This window comes from Flavobacterium sp. AK-345 (assembly GCF_058310175.1).
In genome coordinates this window covers 48,390-68,870 of record NZ_JBZEER010000008.1, presented here as the reverse complement: position 1 = coordinate 68,870, position 20,481 = coordinate 48,390, and the positions used below count along the sequence as shown (strand labels likewise).

Annotated in this window: 20 protein-coding genes; 13 read left to right on the top strand and 7 right to left on the bottom strand. The window is 33.1% G+C overall.

The features are described 5' to 3' along the window. Positions 1 to 54 precede the first annotated feature (54 nt). Positions 55 to 1,329 (bottom strand): PQQ-dependent sugar dehydrogenase, encoded by a 1,275-nt coding sequence (locus tag AC4FQ3_RS15250; protein WP_491182379.1) that lies wholly within the window; start codon positions 1,327 to 1,329, stop codon positions 55 to 57. Positions 1,330 to 1,516: 187 nt separating this feature from the next. Here AC4FQ3_RS15250 and hpt point away from each other — a divergent pair, with 187 nt between their 5' ends. From hpt to obgE, 4 genes are all read left to right on the top strand, one after another. Next, on the top strand, positions 1,517 to 2,047 hold the full coding sequence (gene hpt / locus AC4FQ3_RS15245; RefSeq protein ID WP_073395742.1) for a hypoxanthine phosphoribosyltransferase: 531 nt from the start codon (positions 1,517 to 1,519) through the stop codon (positions 2,045 to 2,047). A 76-nt stretch (positions 2,048 to 2,123) separates the two neighbouring features. After that, entirely contained in the window at positions 2,124 to 2,696 is a 573-nt protein-coding gene (locus AC4FQ3_RS15240) for an adenylate kinase (protein WP_042565855.1), read from the top strand. A 225-nt stretch (positions 2,697 to 2,921) separates the two neighbouring features. Then, complete coding sequence (locus AC4FQ3_RS15235) at positions 2,922 to 4,196, top strand: hemolysin family protein (RefSeq protein ID WP_073395744.1); 1,275 nt, start codon at positions 2,922 to 2,924, stop codon at positions 4,194 to 4,196. 96 nt (positions 4,197 to 4,292) lie between these two features. After that, positions 4,293 to 5,294, top strand: a complete 1,002-nt coding sequence (gene obgE / locus AC4FQ3_RS15230; protein ID WP_073395746.1) for a GTPase ObgE — start codon at positions 4,293 to 4,295, stop codon at positions 5,292 to 5,294. 107 nt (positions 5,295 to 5,401) lie between these two features. On the opposite strand, the gene AC4FQ3_RS15225 is transcribed toward obgE, so the two are convergent. After that, positions 5,402 to 5,932, bottom strand: coding sequence for an outer membrane beta-barrel protein (locus AC4FQ3_RS15225; RefSeq protein ID WP_073395748.1), 531 nt, complete (start codon positions 5,930 to 5,932; stop codon positions 5,402 to 5,404). 311 nt (positions 5,933 to 6,243) lie between these two features. Here AC4FQ3_RS15225 and AC4FQ3_RS15220 point away from each other — a divergent pair, with 311 nt between their 5' ends. The 7 genes from AC4FQ3_RS15220 (at position 6,244) to AC4FQ3_RS15190 (ending at position 13,346) form a co-directional block, all read left to right on the top strand. After that, on the top strand, positions 6,244 to 8,388 hold the full coding sequence (locus AC4FQ3_RS15220) for a S46 family peptidase (protein ID WP_073395751.1): 2,145 nt from the start codon (positions 6,244 to 6,246) through the stop codon (positions 8,386 to 8,388). A gap of 114 nt (positions 8,389 to 8,502) precedes the next feature. Further along, on the top strand, positions 8,503 to 9,189 hold the full coding sequence (locus tag AC4FQ3_RS15215) for a tetratricopeptide repeat protein (protein WP_491182378.1): 687 nt from the start codon (positions 8,503 to 8,505) through the stop codon (positions 9,187 to 9,189). Positions 9,190 to 9,268: 79 nt separating this feature from the next. After that, positions 9,269 to 10,624, top strand: a complete 1,356-nt coding sequence (locus AC4FQ3_RS15210; protein ID WP_491182377.1) for a UDP-N-acetylmuramate--L-alanine ligase — start codon at positions 9,269 to 9,271, stop codon at positions 10,622 to 10,624. Between the two features lie 130 nt (positions 10,625 to 10,754). Beyond that, positions 10,755 to 11,216: a GNAT family N-acetyltransferase gene (locus tag AC4FQ3_RS15205; protein ID WP_491182376.1), complete on the top strand. Its 462-nt coding sequence runs from the start codon at positions 10,755 to 10,757 to the stop codon at positions 11,214 to 11,216. A 4-nt stretch (positions 11,217 to 11,220) separates the two neighbouring features. Further along, positions 11,221 to 11,913: a RadC family protein gene (radC, locus tag AC4FQ3_RS15200; RefSeq protein WP_302093571.1), complete on the top strand. Its 693-nt coding sequence runs from the start codon at positions 11,221 to 11,223 to the stop codon at positions 11,911 to 11,913. Positions 11,914 to 11,916: 3 nt separating this feature from the next. Next, a complete protein-coding gene (locus AC4FQ3_RS15195) occupies positions 11,917 to 12,603 on the top strand; it encodes a YjjG family noncanonical pyrimidine nucleotidase (protein WP_491182375.1) in 687 nt (228 codons plus the stop codon). A gap of 2 nt (positions 12,604 to 12,605) precedes the next feature. After that, a complete protein-coding gene (locus AC4FQ3_RS15190; protein WP_491182374.1) occupies positions 12,606 to 13,346 on the top strand; it encodes a hypothetical protein in 741 nt (246 codons plus the stop codon). Positions 13,347 to 13,361: 15 nt separating this feature from the next. Here the strand turns inward: AC4FQ3_RS15190 and AC4FQ3_RS15185 are convergent, their stop codons facing one another. Beyond that, positions 13,362 to 14,639, bottom strand: coding sequence for a replication-associated recombination protein A (locus tag AC4FQ3_RS15185; RefSeq protein ID WP_491182373.1), 1,278 nt, complete (start codon positions 14,637 to 14,639; stop codon positions 13,362 to 13,364). A gap of 140 nt (positions 14,640 to 14,779) precedes the next feature. Here AC4FQ3_RS15185 and AC4FQ3_RS15180 point away from each other — a divergent pair, with 140 nt between their 5' ends. Continuing rightward, positions 14,780 to 15,544: a rhomboid family intramembrane serine protease gene (locus tag AC4FQ3_RS15180; RefSeq protein ID WP_491182372.1), complete on the top strand. Its 765-nt coding sequence runs from the start codon at positions 14,780 to 14,782 to the stop codon at positions 15,542 to 15,544. A gap of 69 nt (positions 15,545 to 15,613) precedes the next feature. Next, complete coding sequence (locus tag AC4FQ3_RS15175; RefSeq protein ID WP_491182371.1) at positions 15,614 to 16,123, top strand: hypothetical protein; 510 nt, start codon at positions 15,614 to 15,616, stop codon at positions 16,121 to 16,123. Positions 16,124 to 16,125: 2 nt separating this feature from the next. Here AC4FQ3_RS15175 and AC4FQ3_RS15170 read toward each other — a convergent pair whose 3' ends face one another. From AC4FQ3_RS15170 to AC4FQ3_RS15155, 4 genes are all read right to left on the bottom strand, one after another. Continuing rightward, positions 16,126 to 16,860 carry a DUF2490 domain-containing protein gene (locus AC4FQ3_RS15170; RefSeq protein WP_491182370.1) on the bottom strand — a complete coding sequence of 245 codons (735 nt, stop codon included), beginning with the start codon at positions 16,858 to 16,860 and terminating at the stop codon, positions 16,126 to 16,128. A 121-nt stretch (positions 16,861 to 16,981) separates the two neighbouring features. Next, positions 16,982 to 17,716: a 23S rRNA (guanosine(2251)-2'-O)-methyltransferase RlmB gene (gene rlmB / locus AC4FQ3_RS15165; RefSeq protein ID WP_042565870.1), complete on the bottom strand. Its 735-nt coding sequence runs from the start codon at positions 17,714 to 17,716 to the stop codon at positions 16,982 to 16,984. 86 nt (positions 17,717 to 17,802) lie between these two features. Next, on the bottom strand, positions 17,803 to 19,005 hold the full coding sequence (locus AC4FQ3_RS15160; RefSeq protein ID WP_491182369.1) for a hypothetical protein: 1,203 nt from the start codon (positions 19,003 to 19,005) through the stop codon (positions 17,803 to 17,805). Positions 19,006 to 19,022: 17 nt separating this feature from the next. After that, positions 19,023 to 20,480, bottom strand: coding sequence for a SusD/RagB family nutrient-binding outer membrane lipoprotein (locus AC4FQ3_RS15155; RefSeq protein WP_491182368.1), 1,458 nt, complete (start codon positions 20,478 to 20,480; stop codon positions 19,023 to 19,025). Position 20,481: the final 1 nt, after the last annotated feature.

Genomic DNA, 20,481 nt, shown 5'->3' with positions numbered 1-20,481 from the left:
TTAATATTCACTAGCAATTGGAATTTGGAATTTCTAGTTTGGAATTTTAAAATTTTATTTATTCGCCGTCACCTTCCAAACTGTATTTCCACTATCGTCATTTACCAAAAGCGATCCGTCATTCATAACCGTAACCGCAACCGGACGCCCGTAAACTTCGGCTTTTTCATCATTTGAAATAAAACCAGTTAAAAAATCCTCTGGTTTTCCAGACGGTTTTCCATTTGCAAAAGGAACAAAAAGGACTTTATAACCCGATATTTTCGAGCGATTCCATGAACCATGCTGACCCACAAAAGCGCCGTTTTTATATTTTGCCGGAAAAGCACTTTTATTATAAAAAGCCAACCCTAAAGATGCCGTATGAGAACCAACCGGAACATCAGGAACAATTGCTTTAGCAGCAAGATCTTTCCCTTGTCCTTTCATTCTTGGATCTAAAATATTACCAAAATAAGAATACGGCCATCCGTAAAAACCATCTTTTTTTACACTTGTAATATAATCCGGAACTAAATCGTCGCCCAATTCATCTCGCTCGTTAACCGCTGTCCAAAGTTCCTTGTTTGCCGGATTCCAATCCATACCAACAGGGTTTCTAAGTCCCGATGCGTAGATTTTTTCGCCCGTTCCGTCAGGATTAATTTCCAGAATACAAGCGCGACGAATTTCTTTATCGATTCCGTTTTCTGCTACATTACTTCCAGATCCAACAGAAACATAAATTTTTGTCCCATCGGCGTTGGCAAGTAAATTTCTGGTCCAGTGATTGTTATAACCTCCGGCAGGAAGTTCAAGAATTTTTACACCTTTTGTTTCTAATTTTAACGGATTGTTTTTATATGGATATTGATACAAACCATCCGTATTCGCGATATAGAAAAAGTCTTTTAAAACCAACATTCCAAAAGGTTTGTTTAAGCCATCTATAAAAACTTCGCGGGTTTCAAATTTGCCGTCTTTATCTTTGTCTCGTAAAACTGTAATTTGATTTTTACTGCTTCTTGTTCCGCTTTCTACAACAAAAATATCATTGTTTGGTGCAATATAAGTCCAACGGGGGTTTTCAAAACCATCAGCAAATTTTGTGACTGTAAAACCTTCCGGTGCGGTAGGCATTTTACCTTCTGGCCAGCCTATTACTTTACTGTTTTTTGTTTTAGATTCTGTAGCATAAGGAGGTGGTAAAGTAATTTCTCCCACTGCCGTTTTTACAACATTTCCGGGTTGTTTTGCCAGAGCTTCTTTTTCTTCTTTTTTTACCTGACCGTTGCAAGCTGTCATTAAAATTAATAATGATATAGAAAATAATTGTGTCGCTGTTTTCATTACGCTCTCTAGTTAAATATTTATACTATAACAATTTAATAAATTTAAAAATAATGTTAAATTGAATTTTGTAAACATTAACTGATATTTAACATTAACAAAAAAAATAAATCAACCGTTTATTTTGATACTAAGATTTTGTTTCTAATTCTGTATCTTTGTCCATTGTTTTAAAACAGTAAAAATAATGATACAACTTCACGATAAACAATTTGTTCCGTTTATTTCGGCTAAAGAAATTGATTTTGCCTTAACCAAAATAGTAGCTCAGGTTGAAGATGATTTTGGAGACGATACGCCAATTTTTATCGGCGTTTTAAATGGTGCTTTTATGGTTGTTGCCGATTTTCTGAAAAAATACAAAAGTCCCTGCGAAGTTTCATTTATAAAAATGGCATCTTATGAAGGAACAGAAAGTACCAATGAAGTAAAACAATTAATTGGTATCAATCAGGATTTATCCGGCAGATCGGTTGTTATTATTGAAGATATTATTGATACAGGAAATACTATAGAAGAATTAAAACATCTTTTTAAAGCGCAAAATGTAAAACATTTTAAAGTGGCTACTTTATTTTTTAAACCAGAGGCGTATAAAAAAGATATTAAGATTGATTACGTTGGAATCAGAATTCCAAATAAATTCATTGTAGGTTACGGTTTAGATTACGATGGTTTAGGGCGTAATTTATCTGAAGTTTACAAATTAGCAGAATAAATTTAAACAAAACACAACTATATATTCATTTTAAACTTCTCGAATTACAGTCAGGAAGTCAAGAAACACTAACATTATGATTAACATCGTTTTATTTGGAAAGCCAGGAGCAGGAAAAGGGACTCAGGCAGAATTTTTAAAAGAAAAATATAAATTAACACATCTTTCAACTGGAGATATATTTCGTTTTAATTTAAAAAATGATACCGAATTAGGAAAAAAAGCCAGAGTTTTTATGGATAATGGCGAATTGGTTCCTTGCGAAGTTACCACAGCAATGTTAATCGATGAAGTAAAAAAACACCCTGATACTGAAGGGTTTTTATTTGATGGTTATCCAAGAACATTAGATCAGGCAGAAGCTTTAGATAAATTTTTACCAACAATTGGTTCAAGTGTTACGGCAACAATCGCATTAGAAGCCGATGACGAAATTTTAGTAGCACGTTTACTGGAAAGAGGAAAAACAAGTGGCAGAGCAGATGATCAGGACGAAGAGAAAATTCGTGTGAGATATCAGGAATACAACGAAAAAACAGCACCATTAATTGGTTATTATAAAGAACAAGGTAAGTTTCATGCCGTAAATGGTATCGGAACTATCGAAGAAATCACAGAGCGATTAACGTCAGTTATAGATAATTTGTAGAAGCTTTTTCCGGCTGTACGTTACATCCCGAAGCTTCGGGACGCTAAAAAAACTATTTTTCTAACCACAAAACAAGCTTCTCCCGACGCTTCGGAAGTCAGCTGTTTTCTGGCAAGAAAAATTAGTTTTTTTAGCTCCGGGCTTTTCTCTTTCATCTGGGCTATAAAATACATTGAGGTTACAAATTACAATTAACGAACTATTATATAACGAATAAACCACAAATTGGAAATACTAATAATATTTTTTCTAATACTATTAAACGGAGTTTTCTCCATGTCAGAAATTGCACTGATTTCGGCTAGAAAAAACAGATTGGAAACGGCCGCAAAAAAAGGAAATAAAAGCGCCAGAACAGCTTTGGATTTAGCCAACTCTCCAAATAAGTTTTTATCAACCGTACAAATCGGAATTACCTTAATTGGTATTTTAACAGGTATTTATAGTGGAGATAAAATCACAGTAGATGTTGAAACTTTTGTAAACGGATTCGAAGTTTTAAAGCCTTACGCACATTCAGTTGCAGTAGGAATTGTAGTTGTGGTTTTAACTTTTTTCTCTTTGGTTTTAGGAGAATTACTTCCAAAACGCATCGGATTAAATTATCCGGAATCGATTGCAAAAATGGTAGCAATGCCAATGAAAGTAATTTCGATTATTACAGCGCCATTTATTTGGTTGTTAACATCTTCAACAGATTTTTTATTGAATGTTTTTCAGATAAAACCAACTGCTGACGGAAAAGTTACCGAAGAAGAAATTAAAGCCATCATAAAAGAAGGAACTGAGGTAGGTGAGGTTCAGGAAATTGAACAAGATATCGTAGAACGAGTTTTTCATATTGGCGACAGAAAAGTAAACTCATTAATGACACACCGTAAATCGGTTGATATGTTGCCATTAAATGCAGAAAGAGCCAAAATTAAAGAATTGGTTTTAATGGATTTGCACACTGTTTACCCGGTTTATAGCGATAACTACGATGATATTGTGGGTATCGTAACGCTAAAAAATATATTTGCCAATATCGAAAGCGATCATTTTGATTTGTCGGCAATCATGACAGATCCTCCATATTTAATGGAGCAGACAACGGCTTATAAAGCGTTGGAAAATTTTAAAAGAACGGGTGTTCATTATGCTTTGGTTTCAGATGAATATGGAGTTTTTCAGGGAATAATTACGCTGAATGATATTCTTGAAGCATTAGTAGGAGATGCATCTGAGTTTTATAAAGATGAGTTTCAGTTAATCGAAAGAGAAGATGGTTCCTGGTTGGTTGACGGACATTATTCGCTTCATGATTTTCTAACGTATTTTGAGTTAGATGAACTAACAAACGATTATGAAGTAAATACGGTAAGTGGAATGATTATGACCGAGCTTTCACATATTCCAAAAGAAGGCGAAAAATTAATCTGGCAAAAGTTTGTACTTGAAGTATTGGATATGGACGGTGTAAAGATTGATAAAGTGCTGGTAAAAGCGCTTAAAGAGTAAAAGAAAATTTGTTTCAAGTTTCAGGTTTCAAGTTTGTTGACGTTCTGTTGATTAACCTGAAGCCTGAAACTTGAAACTATATATAAACAAGGAAAAATGACAGAAGGAAATTTTGTAGATTACGTTAAGATATATGTTTCTTCCGGAAAGGGAGGAAAAGGATCTACACATTTACATAGAGAGAAATTTATTGAAAAAGGAGGGCCTGACGGAGGTGATGGTGGTCGAGGTGGACACGTATATTTGGTTGGAAATAAAGGTTTGTGGACATTATTTCACTTAAAATTTGCTCGTCATATTAAAGCCGGTCACGGTGGAGATGGAGGAGGAGACCGTAGTACGGGCGCAGATGGAGAAGATAAATTTATCGAAGTACCTTTGGGAACTGTTGTAAAAGACAAGGAAACCGGAGAAACTTTATTCGAAATTACGGAAGACGGAGAAAAAAGAATTCTTTCAAAAGGAGGAAAAGGAGGGTTAGGAAACTGGCATTTTAGAAGTTCAACAAATCAAACTCCAAGATATGCACAGCCAGGTTTACCGGGTGTAGAAATGGATGTAATTCTGGAACTTAAAGTTTTGGCAGATGTTGGTTTAGTAGGTTTTCCAAATGCCGGGAAATCAACTTTATTGTCTGTATTAACTTCGGCAAAACCAAAAATTGCCGATTATCCTTTTACAACCTTAAAACCAAATTTAGGAATTGTAGCTTACAGAGATTTTCAATCTTTTGTAATTGCTGATATTCCTGGAATTATTGAAGGAGCTGCAGAAGGAAAAGGTTTAGGACATTATTTCCTTCGACATATTGAGCGTAACTCAACTTTACTGTTTTTAGTTCCTGTTGATACGCCTGATATTAAAGGAGAGTATGATATTTTAGTTAATGAATTAACGAAGTATAATCCTGAAATGTTAGACAAAGAACGTTTGTTAGTAATATCAAAATGTGATATGCTGGATGACGAATTAAAAGCAGAATTAAAACTAGAATTAGATGTTGCCTTTAAAGATGTTCCGTATATGTTTATTTCATCTGTTGCACAGCAAGGTTTGACAGATTTAAAAGATAAGCTTTGGAAAATGCTAAATGATTAAAATCTTTAATTAAAATAAAATAAAAAACCCGACAGTTAATAGCTTGTCGGGTTTTTGCTTTTAGCGAATAACAAAAGCATCTCGGTTTTTATCTTTTTATTTAAAGATTAAAGTCCGAAGTTTTTAGATACACCAATGTTAAATGTTTTTCCAAAATCAAAACCTAAACGTTCTTGTCTTGGATCATTTTTACCATCAATGTTATCATAGTTAACACCTCCGATAGAGAAGTTTAAACCAAATCCTCTTTTCATATTAATAAACAAAGCAGGAGTAAGATTTACATACATTCCTTTTGCATTATTTATAGATGCATTTTGATAACCTGCACCTAAATCAGCATAAACCGAAAATAATTCAGAAAGTGGAGTAGCATAACGTACAAAACCTCCAATTTTATATTTCTCTGCGCTGTCTGATCCTGTGTTTTTAAAAGTTTTGATTGAACCTTCAACTCCTGCAGTCCATTTATCTGCAAATTGATATCCAATTTTTGGAGAAAATTCAAAATTTTCTGATTTGCTGTCTCCTAGTTTTTCTGAAGAAAACCCAACATTCCCACCTAATAACATTGATCCTTTTTGTGCATTAGAAATAGTAACTACTAATAAGGCTAATGCCAGTAAAAATTTTTTCATTTTGTATTTGTTTTAAATTTAAAGCAAATTTAGACAAACATAATTGTAAGAAATAATTTATATTATTTATTTTTAATTGAAAGTTAATTTTTACAAATTGTATTGTTTCTTAATGATTTCTTTTTGCATTCTTTTAGATTTTAATAAGTTAATTGATTTTTGATCTTTGAAATTAGTTTAAATTTTATTTTTTATGAATTATGAATTTCGCAAAACTGAGATGAAATACATTTAATATGTTTTGTATTTAGGCGCTAATTTTGTGTATTGTTGCGAAAATGCGCTATATTCGCATACTTAAACAAAATAACATGAAAAAAATAGTTTTATTCTTGACCATGTGCTTAATGGCTTTTCCTGTAAGAGCTGATGAAGGAATGTGGTTTTTGATGTTTATCGAAAGATTAAACCATAGGGATATGGAAAAAATGGGCTTGCAATTAACGTCCGAAGAAATTTACAGTATTAATCATCATAGTTTAAAAGATGCTGTTGTTCAGTTTAATGGAGGTTGTACTGCTGAAATTGTATCTAAAGATGGATTGGTTTTAACAAATCACCACTGCGGATATAATGCAATTGCTGAGCTTTCTACAGCAGAACAAAATTATCTAAAAGATGGTTTTTGGGCAAAAGAGAGAAGTGCCGAGATGAAACCAAAATCATTATACGTTCGTTTCTTTGTTCGTATGGATGATGTTTCTAAAAGAATCTTATCGAAAGTAAATGATACGATGACAGAAACAGAAAGAAACAAAATTATTCAACAAGAAATTGCTTTGATTGAAAAAGAGAATAATGAAGGTGGAAAATACACTGTTTCTGTTCGTCCTTTCTTTCAGGGAAATGAATATTACTATTTTGTTTACCAGGATTATACAGACGTTCGTTTAGTGGGAACACCTCCTGAAAGTGTTGGTAAATTTGGTGGAGATACTGATAACTGGGAATGGCCGCGTCAAACTGGAGATTTCTCTATGTTTAGAGTTTATGCTGATAAAGACGGAAATCCGGCAACATATTCTAAAGAGAATGTGCCTTTAAAGCCAAAACATTTTTTACCTGTAAGTATTAAAGGTGTAAAAGAAAATGATTTTGCTATGATTCTTGGATATCCGGGAAGAACAAACCGTTGGATGCCGGCTGGCGGAATTGAGCAAAATATTAAGTACGCTTATCCTGCTTGGGTTGAAGGTGCAAAAACCGGAATGGACCAAATGAAAAAGTATATGGATAAAGATGCTACAGTGCGTTTGCAATATGCATCTAAATATGCTTCGACAGCTAATTACTGGAAAAACCGTCAAGGTATGATCGATGCTTTGACAAAAGCGGGAACGGTAGATGCTAAAACGGCACAAGAAGACAAATTCTACGAATGGGCAACTAAACCGGCAAATAGCGAAAAATATGAAAATGTAATTCCAACAATTAATGATTATTACAGAGAGACCAATTTAAAAGCACGTCATGATAATTATTTGATGCAGCTTTTACGTACTTCTGCTTACGCAGCAGGTCCTGCAAATTTAGGAAATGCATTGATTGCTTACTATGCTGAAAATGATGCTAAAAAAGCAGAAATGTTACCAAAAATCAACACGATGATTGATAATATTTACGGTGAATTTCATGCGCCTCTTGAAAAAGATATATTAACAGCGCAATTAAATTTGTATGCTTCTAAAGCTGCTGAATATGGTTTAGCTACACAAATTGCTAAAATGAAATCAGAGAATAATGGTGATTTTACTGCAGATGTAGCAAAGGCAACTGAAATAAGTTATTTTACAACTAAAGAGAAAGTATTGGCATTTATGGCTAATCCGAAACCATTAGCAATTGTACATGATCCTTTGTATATTATTTCTAACGATTTGTTGACAAAATACCGTTCTAAAACAGACGATCAGGCAAAAGCTGATGATGGTTTTGCAATTGCTTACCGCGAATTGGTTGAAGGTTTAAGAGCATCAAAATTAAATACGATTCAATATCCGGATGCAAACTCAACCTTGAGACTTACTTACGGAAAAGTTCGCGCATTGCCTGCTGATACTCGTAATGATGCTACAATAAACAATTATACTACCATGGAAAGTATGGTGAAAAAGTATAAAGCAGGAGATCAGGAATTTGATTTACCAGCACGTTTGTTAGAATTGAATAAAGCAAAAGATTACGGTCAATATGCTGATAAAGCAGGATATATGCCAGTAAACTTTTTAACAGATAATGATATTACAGGAGGAAACTCTGGTTCTCCGGTTCTTAACGGAAAAGGAGAGTTAATAGGAATTGCTTTTGATGGTAACATCGAAGCTATGGCCGGTGATGTTATTTTTGATCCTAAATTACAAAGAACAATCAATGTGGATATTCGTTATGTACTTTGGATTATTGACAAATATGCAGGTGCTAAAAATATTATTGATGAAATGACGATTGTAAAATAATCGAATTTAATAACATTTAAAAATCCGTCTTGTTTTTACAGGACGGATTTTTTTTGAATATTAATTTGCAATTAAAACTAAATGATGCACGTTATATTTCCTTATTTTTGAGACATGAAAAAACTGCTATTCCTTTTTTTGTTTGTACCGCTTATACTTTGGTCACAAACTAATTTTGAAAAAGGAGAGAAATTATTTCACTCAAAAAAGTATGATGAAGCTCAGGTTATTTTTGAAGGAATTTTAAAAACGAAACCTTCGGATATAAAAACGCTTGAATATTTGGGGGAGATTGAGGCTCATAACAAAGCATGGGAAAATGCAGCTGTCTATTTCAGGAAACTTAAAGAACTTAAACCTACTGTGGCTGATTATTTTTATAAATACGGTGGTTGTTTAGCCATGCGAGCTATGGAAGTAAGTAGATTTAAGGCTTTGGGAATGGTAGGAGAGATGAAAGAATCTTTTGAAAAAGCGATTGCTTTAGATCCAAAACATATTCCGGCCAGATGGGCATTAATCGAAATATATTTGCAATTGCCGGGAATTTTTGGTGGAAGTGAATCAAAAGCGATTTCATACTCCAATCAGTTAGCACAATTATCGCCGGTTGATGGTTATTTGTCGAGAGGAAGAATAGATGTTTATTTTAAAAGATATACAGCAGCCGAAAAAAACTTTATAAAAGCGCATGAAATTGGTAAATCAAAAAACACATTTCAAAAATTATATAATTTATATTTGAATAAATTAAATGACCCTAAAAAAGCCAGGGAATTAAAACAAAAATTTGAACCGTAATAAGCAAATATTAAATACTGAATTCTGAAATATAATTGGAATTTGGTCCCGATGCTTCGGGATAAAAATTGGAATTTAAATGAGAACACATTTTATCGCTATAGGCGGAAGTGCCATGCACAATTTAGCATTAGCATTGCATAACAAAGGATATAAGGTAACAGGTAGTGATGATGCTATTTTTGAACCATCTAAATCAAGATTAGAGAAAAAAGGAATTTTACCTGTTGAGATGGGTTGGTTTTCTGAAAAAATAACATCAGATATCGATGCTGTAATTTTAGGAATGCATGCTAAAGCTGATAATCCTGAATTGTTAAAAGCTCAGGAATTAGGATTGAAAATTTATTCGTATCCTGAATTTTTGTATGAGCAATCTAAAAATAAAACACGTGTTGTAATTGGTGGTTCTCACGGAAAAACAACTATTACCTCAATGATTTTGCACGTAATGCATTATCATAATATCGAAGTGGATTATATGGTTGGTGCACAATTAGAAGGTTTTGATACAATGGTTCATCTTACCGAAGAAAATGATTTTATGGTTCTGGAAGGTGATGAGTATTTATCTTCGCCAATAGACAGACGTCCGAAATTTCATTTATATCAGCCAAATATTGCTTTGATTTCAGGTATTGCCTGGGATCATATTAATGTTTTTCCAACGTATGAAAATTATGTAGAGCAGTTTGAGATTTTCATTGGCAAAATTACAAATGGAGGAATTTTAGTCTACAATGAAAATGATCCTGAAGTAAAACGAGTTTCAGAGGCTGCTACAAATCCAATTCGTAAACTGCCTTATAATACGCCCGAATATACAGTTAGTGATGGTATAACTTTGCTTAAAACTCCGGAAGGTGATATGCCAATTGAAGTTTTTGGAGCGCACAATTTAAATAATTTAGCCGGAGCAAAATGGATCTGCCAAAATATGGGTGTCGATGAAGCAGATTTTTATGAGGCAATTGCAAGTTTTAAAGGAGCATCAAAACGACTTGAAAAAATTGCAGAAGGCAAAGGAAAGGTTGCTTATAAAGATTTTGCCCATTCGCCAAGTAAAGTGGCAGCAACAACAAAAGCTGTAAAAGAACAATATCCGAACAGGACTTTAGTAGCTTGTTTAGAATTGCACACCTATAGCAGTTTAAATGCTGAGTTTTTAAAAGAATACGAAGGAGCGCTTGAATATGCTGATGTAGCTGTAGTATTCTATTCTCCGGATGCAGTAAAAATTAAGCAATTAGAAGAAGTAACCTACGAACAAATTGCAACTTCTTTTAATAGAAAAGATTTAATTATTTACACAAATCCTGTGGAATTTAAAGAATATCTATTCAATTTAAATCTTGAAAACTCTGCTTTATTATTGATGAGTTCAGGTAATTATGGTGGATTGAACTTTGACGAAGTAAAAGCATTAATTGAATAAACGTAATGGATTTATATTAAAAGAGAAATCACTGCAAATGCAAAAGCTATGATTTCTCTTTTTTATTTCTTTAAACTTTATTGAATGATTTTTCTTATTTTTTATATATTAGCCTTTTAAGATTTTATAAATGAATCCAACTATAAAAGTTGTAAAAACAACTAGTGAAAATCCTGATTTTTTATTTTTGATCGAAACATTCGATACTTTTTTGTGGGAACGTTATCCGGAATTAAAGAAGGAATATTGGGGAAATAATATAATTGAATTTAATTCCAATGTTTTTATTATTTATTTAGATGATGAGCCTGTCGCTTGTGGCTGTTTTAAGAAATATGATAAAAATGCAGTCGAATTAAAAAGAATGTTTGTTTCGCCCAAAGCCAGAGGTTTGGGGTTGGCGCAAATGATAATCGGAGAGTTAGAAGTTGAAGCGAAAAGTCAGGGTTTTGAAATCATGATTTTGGAAACATTATATAAACAGATTGAAGCTATTAATTTGTATCAAAAAGTAGGATTTGAGATAGTAGATAACTACGAGCCTTATGTAGGTTTAACGAATAGTATTTGCATGAGCAAATCCATAATTTAATCTTATGGAAGCAACTCATTTTCCAATTACAAATTGGTCAGAAGATGATCGTCCGCGTGAAAAATTAATGCTTAAAGGTAAAGAAGCTTTAAGCAATGCTGAATTAATTGCCATTTTGATTGGTTCAGGAAGCCGAAATGAATCTGCAGTTGCATTAAGCAAAAGGATTTTGGCAAGTGTAGACAATCTTAATATGTTGGGAAAAATGTCAATTTCTCAATTAATGAATTTTAAAGGAATAGGAGAGGCAAAAGCAATTACTATTGTTTCGGCTTTAGAATTAGGAAGGAGGCAAAGGAGTGAAGATGCGTTACAATTCAAAAATAAGATAACATCCAGTAAAGTCGTTTTTGAAATCATGCAGCCCATTATTGGTGAACTTCCTCATGAAGAATTTTGGGTGCTTTTTCTGAATAATTCGAATAAGGTAATTTCAAAATCGCAATTAAGCAAAGGAGGAATTACAGGAACTATTGTAGATGTACGATTGGTGTTTAAATTAGCACTTGAAAGTGGCGCTACAGGCCTGATTTTGTGCCATAATCATCCCTCTGGAAATCTTAATCCGAGTGATGCTGATAAAGAAATTACAATGAAATTAAAATTAGCAGGTGATAGTTTAGATGTTAAAGTTTTAGACCATTTGATTATTACTGAAACAAAATATTATAGTTTTGTAGATGAAGGAATCTTTTAAATTATGAATACGCATATAACTGACATTTTTTTTGATTTAGATCATACACTTTGGGATTTTGATAAGAATTCTGAATTAGCTTTTGATCGAATTTTTAAGGAGCGATTTCCAAATGTAAAAATCGCGGATTTTATCGAAAAGTATATGCCAATAAATCAGGCTTGCTGGAAATTGTATCAACATGATAAAATTACACATCAGGAATTACGTTATAATAGATTGAAATTTTCTTTTGATGCCTTAAATATTGAGATATCAGATAAAGATATTGATCAAATTGCAAACGATTATATTGAGACCCTTACAGATAATAATCACTTATTTGACGGAGCAATTGAAGTTTTGGAATATCTAAAACCTAAATACAAATTGCACATCATTACAAATGGTTTTGCCAATGTTCAGGATAAAAAGATCAATAATGCGTTATTATCAGGCTATTTCATGACTATTACAAATTCTGAATTAGCTGGTGTTAAAAAGCCAAATAGTATTATCTTTGATTATGCAGTTAATGTGGCACAGGCTTCAAAAGAAAATTGTATTATGATTGGTGACTGTCTGGATGCAGATGTTAACGGAGCGCTAAATGCGGGGCTCGATGCTATTTTTTTTAATGATAAAAAAATAGATGCTCCCCAAAATATTAAACAAGTAAATCATTTATTAGAACTAAAAAAATATTTATAACTATGAAAATTAAATTTTTGCTGGTTACTCTTTTAATTTCTGTTGTTGGATTTTCGCAATCAGTTAACGACTACAAAGCCGTAATTGTGCCATTGAAATATGATTTCCTTAGAACAGAAAATCAATATAGATTGTCAACAATGACTAAGTCTAATTTGCTTAAAGCCGGTTTTCCTGCTTATTATACAAACGAGGATGTTCCTGCTGAATATGGTGATCGCTGTCAGCTTTTATATATTGATGTAAAAAAAGACAATGGTTTTTTAGTAACAAAGCTTTACTTAGAATTTAAAGATTGTTACGGAAAAGTAATTTATACTTCTGAAATTGGGAAAAGCAAGGAAAAAGAATATGAGGTAGCTTACAAAGAAAGTCTTGATCAGGCTTTTTTATCTGTAAATAAATTACATTATAAATATAGCGGTAAAACAATTACAGGTTCTTCTAAAGGGACTCCTGCAGTAGCTTCGGTTCCAGTTGAAACTGTCGCTGTTGCAACAACTCCTGTAGCAGATACTTCTGATCCGAATTTACTTTACGCACAACCAACAGAAAATGGTTATCAATTAATTGATAAAACACCAAAAGTGGTTATGAAGCTGCTAAAAACATCCAGACCAGATTCTTTTATTGCTATAAAAGATGGGGTGCAGGGAACATTAAATGCAAAAGATAATCAATGGTATTTTGAGTTTTATCAAAATGACAAATTAGTTTCTGAAAAAATATCAGTTAAGTTTTAAAATATAAAATTTGGTTTAATAACCATATTTATCTTTCCAGCGGTTCTTTAAAAATTCGCGGTTGCTATTCTCTCTTGAATTGCTTCCCGGATTGTAAAGAACCGTTTCTTTTATAGCATCTGGCAAAAATTCCTGTTCGGCAAAATTGTTGGCATAATCATGTGAGTATTTATAATCTTCGCCATATCCTAATTCTTTCATTAATTTTGTTGGAGCATTGCGTAAGTGAATAGGAACAGGTAAATCCCCGGTTTGTTTTACTAACTGTTGTGCATTTCCAATTGCCATATATGAAGCATTACTTTTTGGAGAAGTTGCTAGGTAAATTGCGCATTGACTTAATATAATTCGGCTTTCAGGGTATCCAATAGTAGAAACAGCCTGAAAAGTATTATTTGCCATTATAAAAGCGGTCGGATTTGCGTTTCCAATATCTTCACTGGATAAAATGAGCATTCTTCTGGCGATAAATTTAACATCCTCGCCACCTTCAATCATTCGTGCTAACCAATATACTGCTCCGTTTGGGTCGCTTCCGCGAATTGATTTTATAAATGCGGAAACAATGTCATAGTGCTGTTCTCCGGTTTTGTCATACAAAACGGTATTTTGCTGTACCAATTCAAAAACACGATCATTTGTTATAATAATTTCTTCACTTGCAGCTGCATTAACTACAAGCTCGAAGATATTTAATAGTTTACGACCGTCACCACCAGAAAGACGAAGAAGGGCTTCGGTTTCTTTTAAAATGATGTTTTTTGAGGCTAATTCTACATCTGTTTTCATGGCACGATGCAACAGTGCTTCTAAGTCTTGTTTTGTGAAAGCATTTAGAATATAAACCTGACAACGTGATAATAATGCGGGAATTACTTCAAAACTTGGGTTTTCTGTGGTAGCACCAATAAGAGTTATCCAGCCTTTTTCGACTGCAGCCAAAAGTGAATCTTGTTGAGATTTACTAAATCTGTGAATCTCATCTATAAATAAAATAGGGTTCTTCGCAGTAAATAGTCCACCGCTTTGTTTTGCTTTTTCGATTACATCGCGAATGTCTTTTACGCCAGAATTTATTGCGCTCAAAATATAAAACGGACGTTTTGATTCCTGAGCAATAATTTGTGCTAAAGTCGTTTTTCCTGTCCCGGGTGGTCCCCAAAATATTAAAGAGGGAATAATTCCTTTTGAAATTTGCTGCGTCAATGATCCGTTTGGTCCAACCAAATGACTCTGACTAATATAATCTTCTAATTTCTGTGGGCGAATACGCTCTGCTAAAGGTGCTTCCATTTTGTAAAATTACTATTTTCAATTTTAATTTTATAGTATTAAAGGGTTACAAATCATAACAAAGGCTAACTGACAAATTATCAGTAAATCGTATTTGGATAGTTTTTTGATGTTACAGCTTAAAACCAATTGTTTGATATATGAAAGACAATCATTTTAACTTTTCTACTGCCGTTGTTGGATTACCAGTTTTGTTTGTACTTTTCTTATGGATTATTTATTGGATTCAGATTCGGTTTGATTTTGATTTTTATCAGTATGGAATTTATCCTCGTGATGTTTCAGGTTTACAAGGCATTTTGTTTAGTCCTTTTATCCATGAAAACTTAGGCCATTTATATAATAACTCAATTCCGCTTTTTGTATTACTTGCGGCTTTGCAATTTTTTTATCCAAAACAATCTTTTTCGGTAATTGCTTATGGAATTTTGTTCTCAGGTTTAATTACCTGGATTATTGGCCGAACCAATTATCATATTGGTGCCAGCGGATTAATTTATGTTTTGGTCACTTTTATTTTTTTTAAAGGAATCCAAACGAAATATTACAGATTAGTTGCTCTTTCTTTTGCAGTAGTATTACTTTATGGCGGAATGATTTGGTATGTTTTCCCGGATGTTGATGCTTCTATTTCATGGGAAGGACACTTGGCTGGTTTTATTACAGGATTTGTGCTGACATTATTTTATAAAGCCCCAGAATATACAAAGCCGATTGTTTATGATTGGCAAAAACCAGATTTTAACCCGGAAGATGATCCTTTCATGAAGCATTTTGATGAAAATGGAAATTTTGTTAATACTGAAAAGATTGAAGAAGAATCTGAAATTATTTCTACTTATTTTAATTCAGATGTTTTGGTTAATTATACTGTAACTAGAACAGAATCAGATGATAAAAATTAAATAGAAATGTCTGGTTTAAATTAAATGATTATTTTTGTTCAGATGATTTTTAATTTTATTTGCCAGATTATGAAAAAGATAAATTTTGCAATAGTTTTTTTAGTCGTTCTGATTAGTACAAAAATGATTGCGCAATGCGATGTAAAAAATAGGGTATTGGCGGATGGAACAATGTTGTATTATTTTGAACCTTCAGTATTTTACTTTACTAAATCAAAATCATTAAAAATTAATATCGTAACTGATAAAGAACATTATTTTATTGCTTTGCAACCAACACCTTTTCCTCCTAAGAAAGAAGGTAAAAAAATTAAAAAAGATCTGGTTATTCACCTGGCAGATAATAAGCCGTACAAGGTTGCGCATTATGATACGCAATACAGGGAAAATGACTCAATAATGCAGGTTTTATATTTAATAGATGACAAAGATATTGAGGCTTTTTCTAAGCTGGAGGCCTTGGTGGCAGAAATTAATATGGAAGGAACAGAATTTGTTAGAAGCTATAAATTTAAATTACATAAGAATGCTATAATAGAACAATTGAATTGCTTCCTAAAGAAAGAAGGGGAGAAGTAGCGCTAATCTTCATTTGAATTGGATTCGTTTTTATGTAATAATTTTTTATTTAGCTTTTTAAAAAGATTATTAAAAGTAAGTGTTAGTGATGCTGCATTTACAATCTGATTTTCATCATCTCTCGGAAGATAATCATTTGCATACGCCAATTCTATTTGTATATCATCTGTAAATAAATATCCCGCACCTAAAATCAGTCTGTTACGATCAAAAAAACTAAGACCTGTAACTTTAGTTCCGGATTTAAAGAATAGCTCGTCAGAAGCAACAGCATAAATAACACCTTCCCGAAGAATCTTACTATTGATGGGTTGAATGTATTTTATCTGTTGGCGATATCTGAGGACATTTTCATAATCGTCATCTCCATTTTTCATATGACGAAGTTCCATTCTCATTCTTGTGCTTAGCGTATATCCTGTTTTATGGAAATAGTATATTCCTTGTAGAGCAAATCTCCATTCAGGAGATTTAAATTGCCCTATTTCCGGTACATCTTTGTTGTCGTAATAAGCCAAAAATGTTGAAAGTTTCCAACGTGGAGACAGATAATAATGTCCCCATCCTCTAAAAGATCGTTGAATGTTATTTTGAAAGATATTGGATGATGTTTCTGTACTACTATATGAGCTTCCTAAATTTATTTCGGTAGACCATTTGTCATTTATAGTTCTGTTGAATTGAATTTCATTCCACGACTGGTCATAAGTTTTTGTTTGAGAGTAACCAATGCTCATGATCAAAAATGTTGCAATAGTGCAGCAAAGTTTTTTTATTGATATGTTCTGAGCAGATTTGGAAGACATCAAGTAATAGTTTTTAAATATTTATTTTGGCATCTTAAATTCTAAATCAATTTTAACTTCTTTGACGTACAGTTTCGTATAAAAATGCTCCACAAGCAACTGATACATTTAGTGATCCAATTGTGCCAAACATTGGCAGCTTTGCTTTTTCATCAACAATTTTTAGTACAGAAGGATTTATACCTCTGTCTTCTGATCCCATAATAATTGCTAATGGTTCGTTCAAAGATAAATCATAGATGTTTTGATCTGTTTTTTCAGTGGCTGCTATAGTTTTGATTCCGGAACCTTGTAAATAGAATATGGCATCTTTAATATGTTCAACTTTACAAATCGGAACATTGAAAACTGCACCCGCGGAGGTTTTAACTGTGTCTCCGTTTACAGGAGCAGAACCTGCTTTTTGAACAATGATTCCATTTACACCAGTACATTCAGCAGTTCTGATGATAGCACCGAAATTACGCGCATCAGAAATTTGATCTAATATTAAAAATAATGGTTTTGCACCAGATTCGATAGTCGATTCCACAAGGTGTTCTAAATCAATAAAACCTATTGGTGAGATTGTTGCAACAGCCCCTTGATGGTTATTTGGAGTTAACCTGTTTAATTTTTCTACAGGAACATAGGAGAAATTAATGTTAGCGCGTTTCATCACTTTCATTAAATCTTTCATTAATTCTCCAGAAATTTCTTTTTGGATGAATACTTTGTCTACTTCTTTTCCTGCCTGAATTGCTTCTATAATGGCTCTAATTCCAAATATTTGATGTTCTTTTTCCATGAAGCAAATATAGGTATAATGTTTATATAAAAAAAAACCACCAGCATATGCCGGTGGTTTTATATTTAGTTGTATTAAAAACAATATTAGATAGGATCTTCTACTGATAATACTCCTTCTTTATAAGAGAATGATAATTTTTGACTTGTAGTTCCTTGAACTTTGTCAGTAATATGCAAGATACCAGTGTATTCTACATCATCTCTAGTGATTTTGTAAATAACTACGTCTCCAAATACTAAATTAGTTAAAGATGAAACTTGAGTACCTGCATTATAAGCAGCTTCAGCAGTGAATAAATCAGCTGTTTCATAATCTAAAGTAGTTTTTACGAAAGTAATATCGCTTACTGCTTCGAAACCAAATGAGCTTACAAATTTAATATCAGCTGTACTATCAGCTCCGTCACCATTTAATCCAGTTGAGAAATTAAATCTGCTTGTAGCATCCGAATTAGAAACAGCACCAGCATGATCTCCATCAAAAGTTTGATTAACGAATGTAACTGTAGTAGATATAACATCCTTTTGAGTTCCTGCAGTTACAGTAAATCTATAAGTTATTTTATCCCCAACAGCTATTCCACCATATGTAGAGTAAGGAATTGCTGCAATATCAAGATCTTGGTGAGTAATTGGCAAAGTTCCAGGTAATGCAGAAAAAGCACCATCATTTTTAGACCATTCCCCTACGATACTGTTAACAGTTGTAGTTGCTTTTTTTACTGGTGCAAAAGTAATAATTACTGGTGTTGGATCTAAGTATTTTATTGTAGATACACCACTTGTTGCATTAGTTACAGGATCGCCATCAGCATTGTAAATTTGCCAAACAATTCCTTTTGCAACTGTAAGAGTAAATGTAGCTCTTGTTGTTGAACCATCAGAATATGTTGTTAAAATTGCTAAAGGAAAAGTACCTGTTTTACCAGTTAAGGTAGTTGTAGTTCCTGAAGTTACAGGAAATACATCAAAACTTCCTAAGGTAGAAGTGTTAAATGTTGCTTTTCCATCTGCAATAGTTGCATCTGAAACTTTATCACCAAATATGATTGGATCTGAAGTTGTTTTAGCCGCATTTTTGTAGATTTCAACTTTAGTTGCAGTTACACCTTCTTTTGTAAAAACGTTAAAAGGTAGATTGTAGTTATTATCTAAGCGACTAATGCTTGACGTTGTTGGTACCACATTACCTCCCACAGATGTGTAATCTATATCATCATCTGATGAACAAGATGCGAAAGCCGCAATTAATGCGAATGTGGCAATTTGTTTTATATATCTTTTCATATTTATTTTATTAAGTATTAGTTTTTATCCCAGAAGATTTTGGTAGTAACTGCATTGTTACCCAATTTAGCAACAGCAGCTTCTAAGCTAGCAGCATTAAGCGTTTGCTCTCTGTTAGGATATGAGTAGCGTTTTGGAACTGAAGTGATATCACCATAAGTTACAGCTGGTACTTGTAAAGCTGGATAATCCAATCTTCTGTAATTTGTCCATGCTTCAAAACCTCTATTGAAGAAAGAAATCCAAGATTGTTCTCCAATTTTTTGTTTCCAAGGAGTAGCTGCAGAATAAGCTACATCAGTTCTTGCTAAGTAAGCTGCAATATCAGCAGATGCTACACCCCAGTCTTGTAATGAAGCCGTTACAGCTCTATTGTAATGAATTTCTGCAGTTTCGCCTACAGCGATATTTCTTTCAACAGCTTCGGCTAATAAAAACTCAACTTCTGAATAAGTAAACAATACTCCAGGATAAGTTGGATCTTGTATTGTAGTAGTAAGGTGAGAGAAATTATCATAAACATTTATTGCGCCATAAACTCCACCTTTATATACACCTGAACCCTCAGGGAACTCTGTGAAGTATTTAGGTCTTCTAGGATCATTAAGTGCATTTAATCTATTTACAAATGTGTCAGCTGGAATAAAGTCAAAACGTCCAGATGCAACTAAATCAACATATAATGGGTTAGCATTTGGTTGAGTTTCGGCATAAGTCATGTAAGTTCCTTCTGCGCTAGAAGAGATTACTCCATCAGCAACAGCAGCCAAAGCTTCAGTAGAAGCATATGCATGATCAACATCATCCATGTTAATTGCCATTCTTAAACGTAATGAGTTAGCAAATTTTGCCCATGATGCAGCATCTCCTTTGTAAATTAAATCAGCATTCCCAAAGCTACCAGCATCTGTGTCTAATGCATGTGATGCAGCAGTTAATTTTGCAATAAGATCTTTGTAGATTGTTTGAGCATCATCATATTTAGGTTGTGGAAAAGCAACGATATCTAAAGCTTCAGTATAAGGAACGTCTCCAAAAGTGTCAACTAAAATCCCATATGAATAGGCCGTTAAGATATCAATGATCGCAATTTTATTGTTGATAACAGCTAGCTCATCTGCTGTAGCATCAGCTTGCTGATCAACTAAAATGCTTTTTGCTTCTTTAAAATCTCTTAATACATCACGGTAATAAGTTGTCCAGTGAGTATCTGGAATAGTACGTCCTGTAAGGTCATACTGGCTTTCTTGTGGGTACTGAACTTCAGTCCATTGTTGAGCAAGTAATCTGAAAACATTAAAGTTAACAGAAGTACTTGTTACCTGGTCTACCATTGCATGTTCTGCATTAGTAAATAAGTAATTAGCTTCGGTGTAAGTTGGACGTTTTGTGTCCGTGTTTAATCCTGTAATGTCATCAGTACATGATGCAAACAAAGATAAAAGCGGTATTAATATAAGAAGTCTATTTTTCATA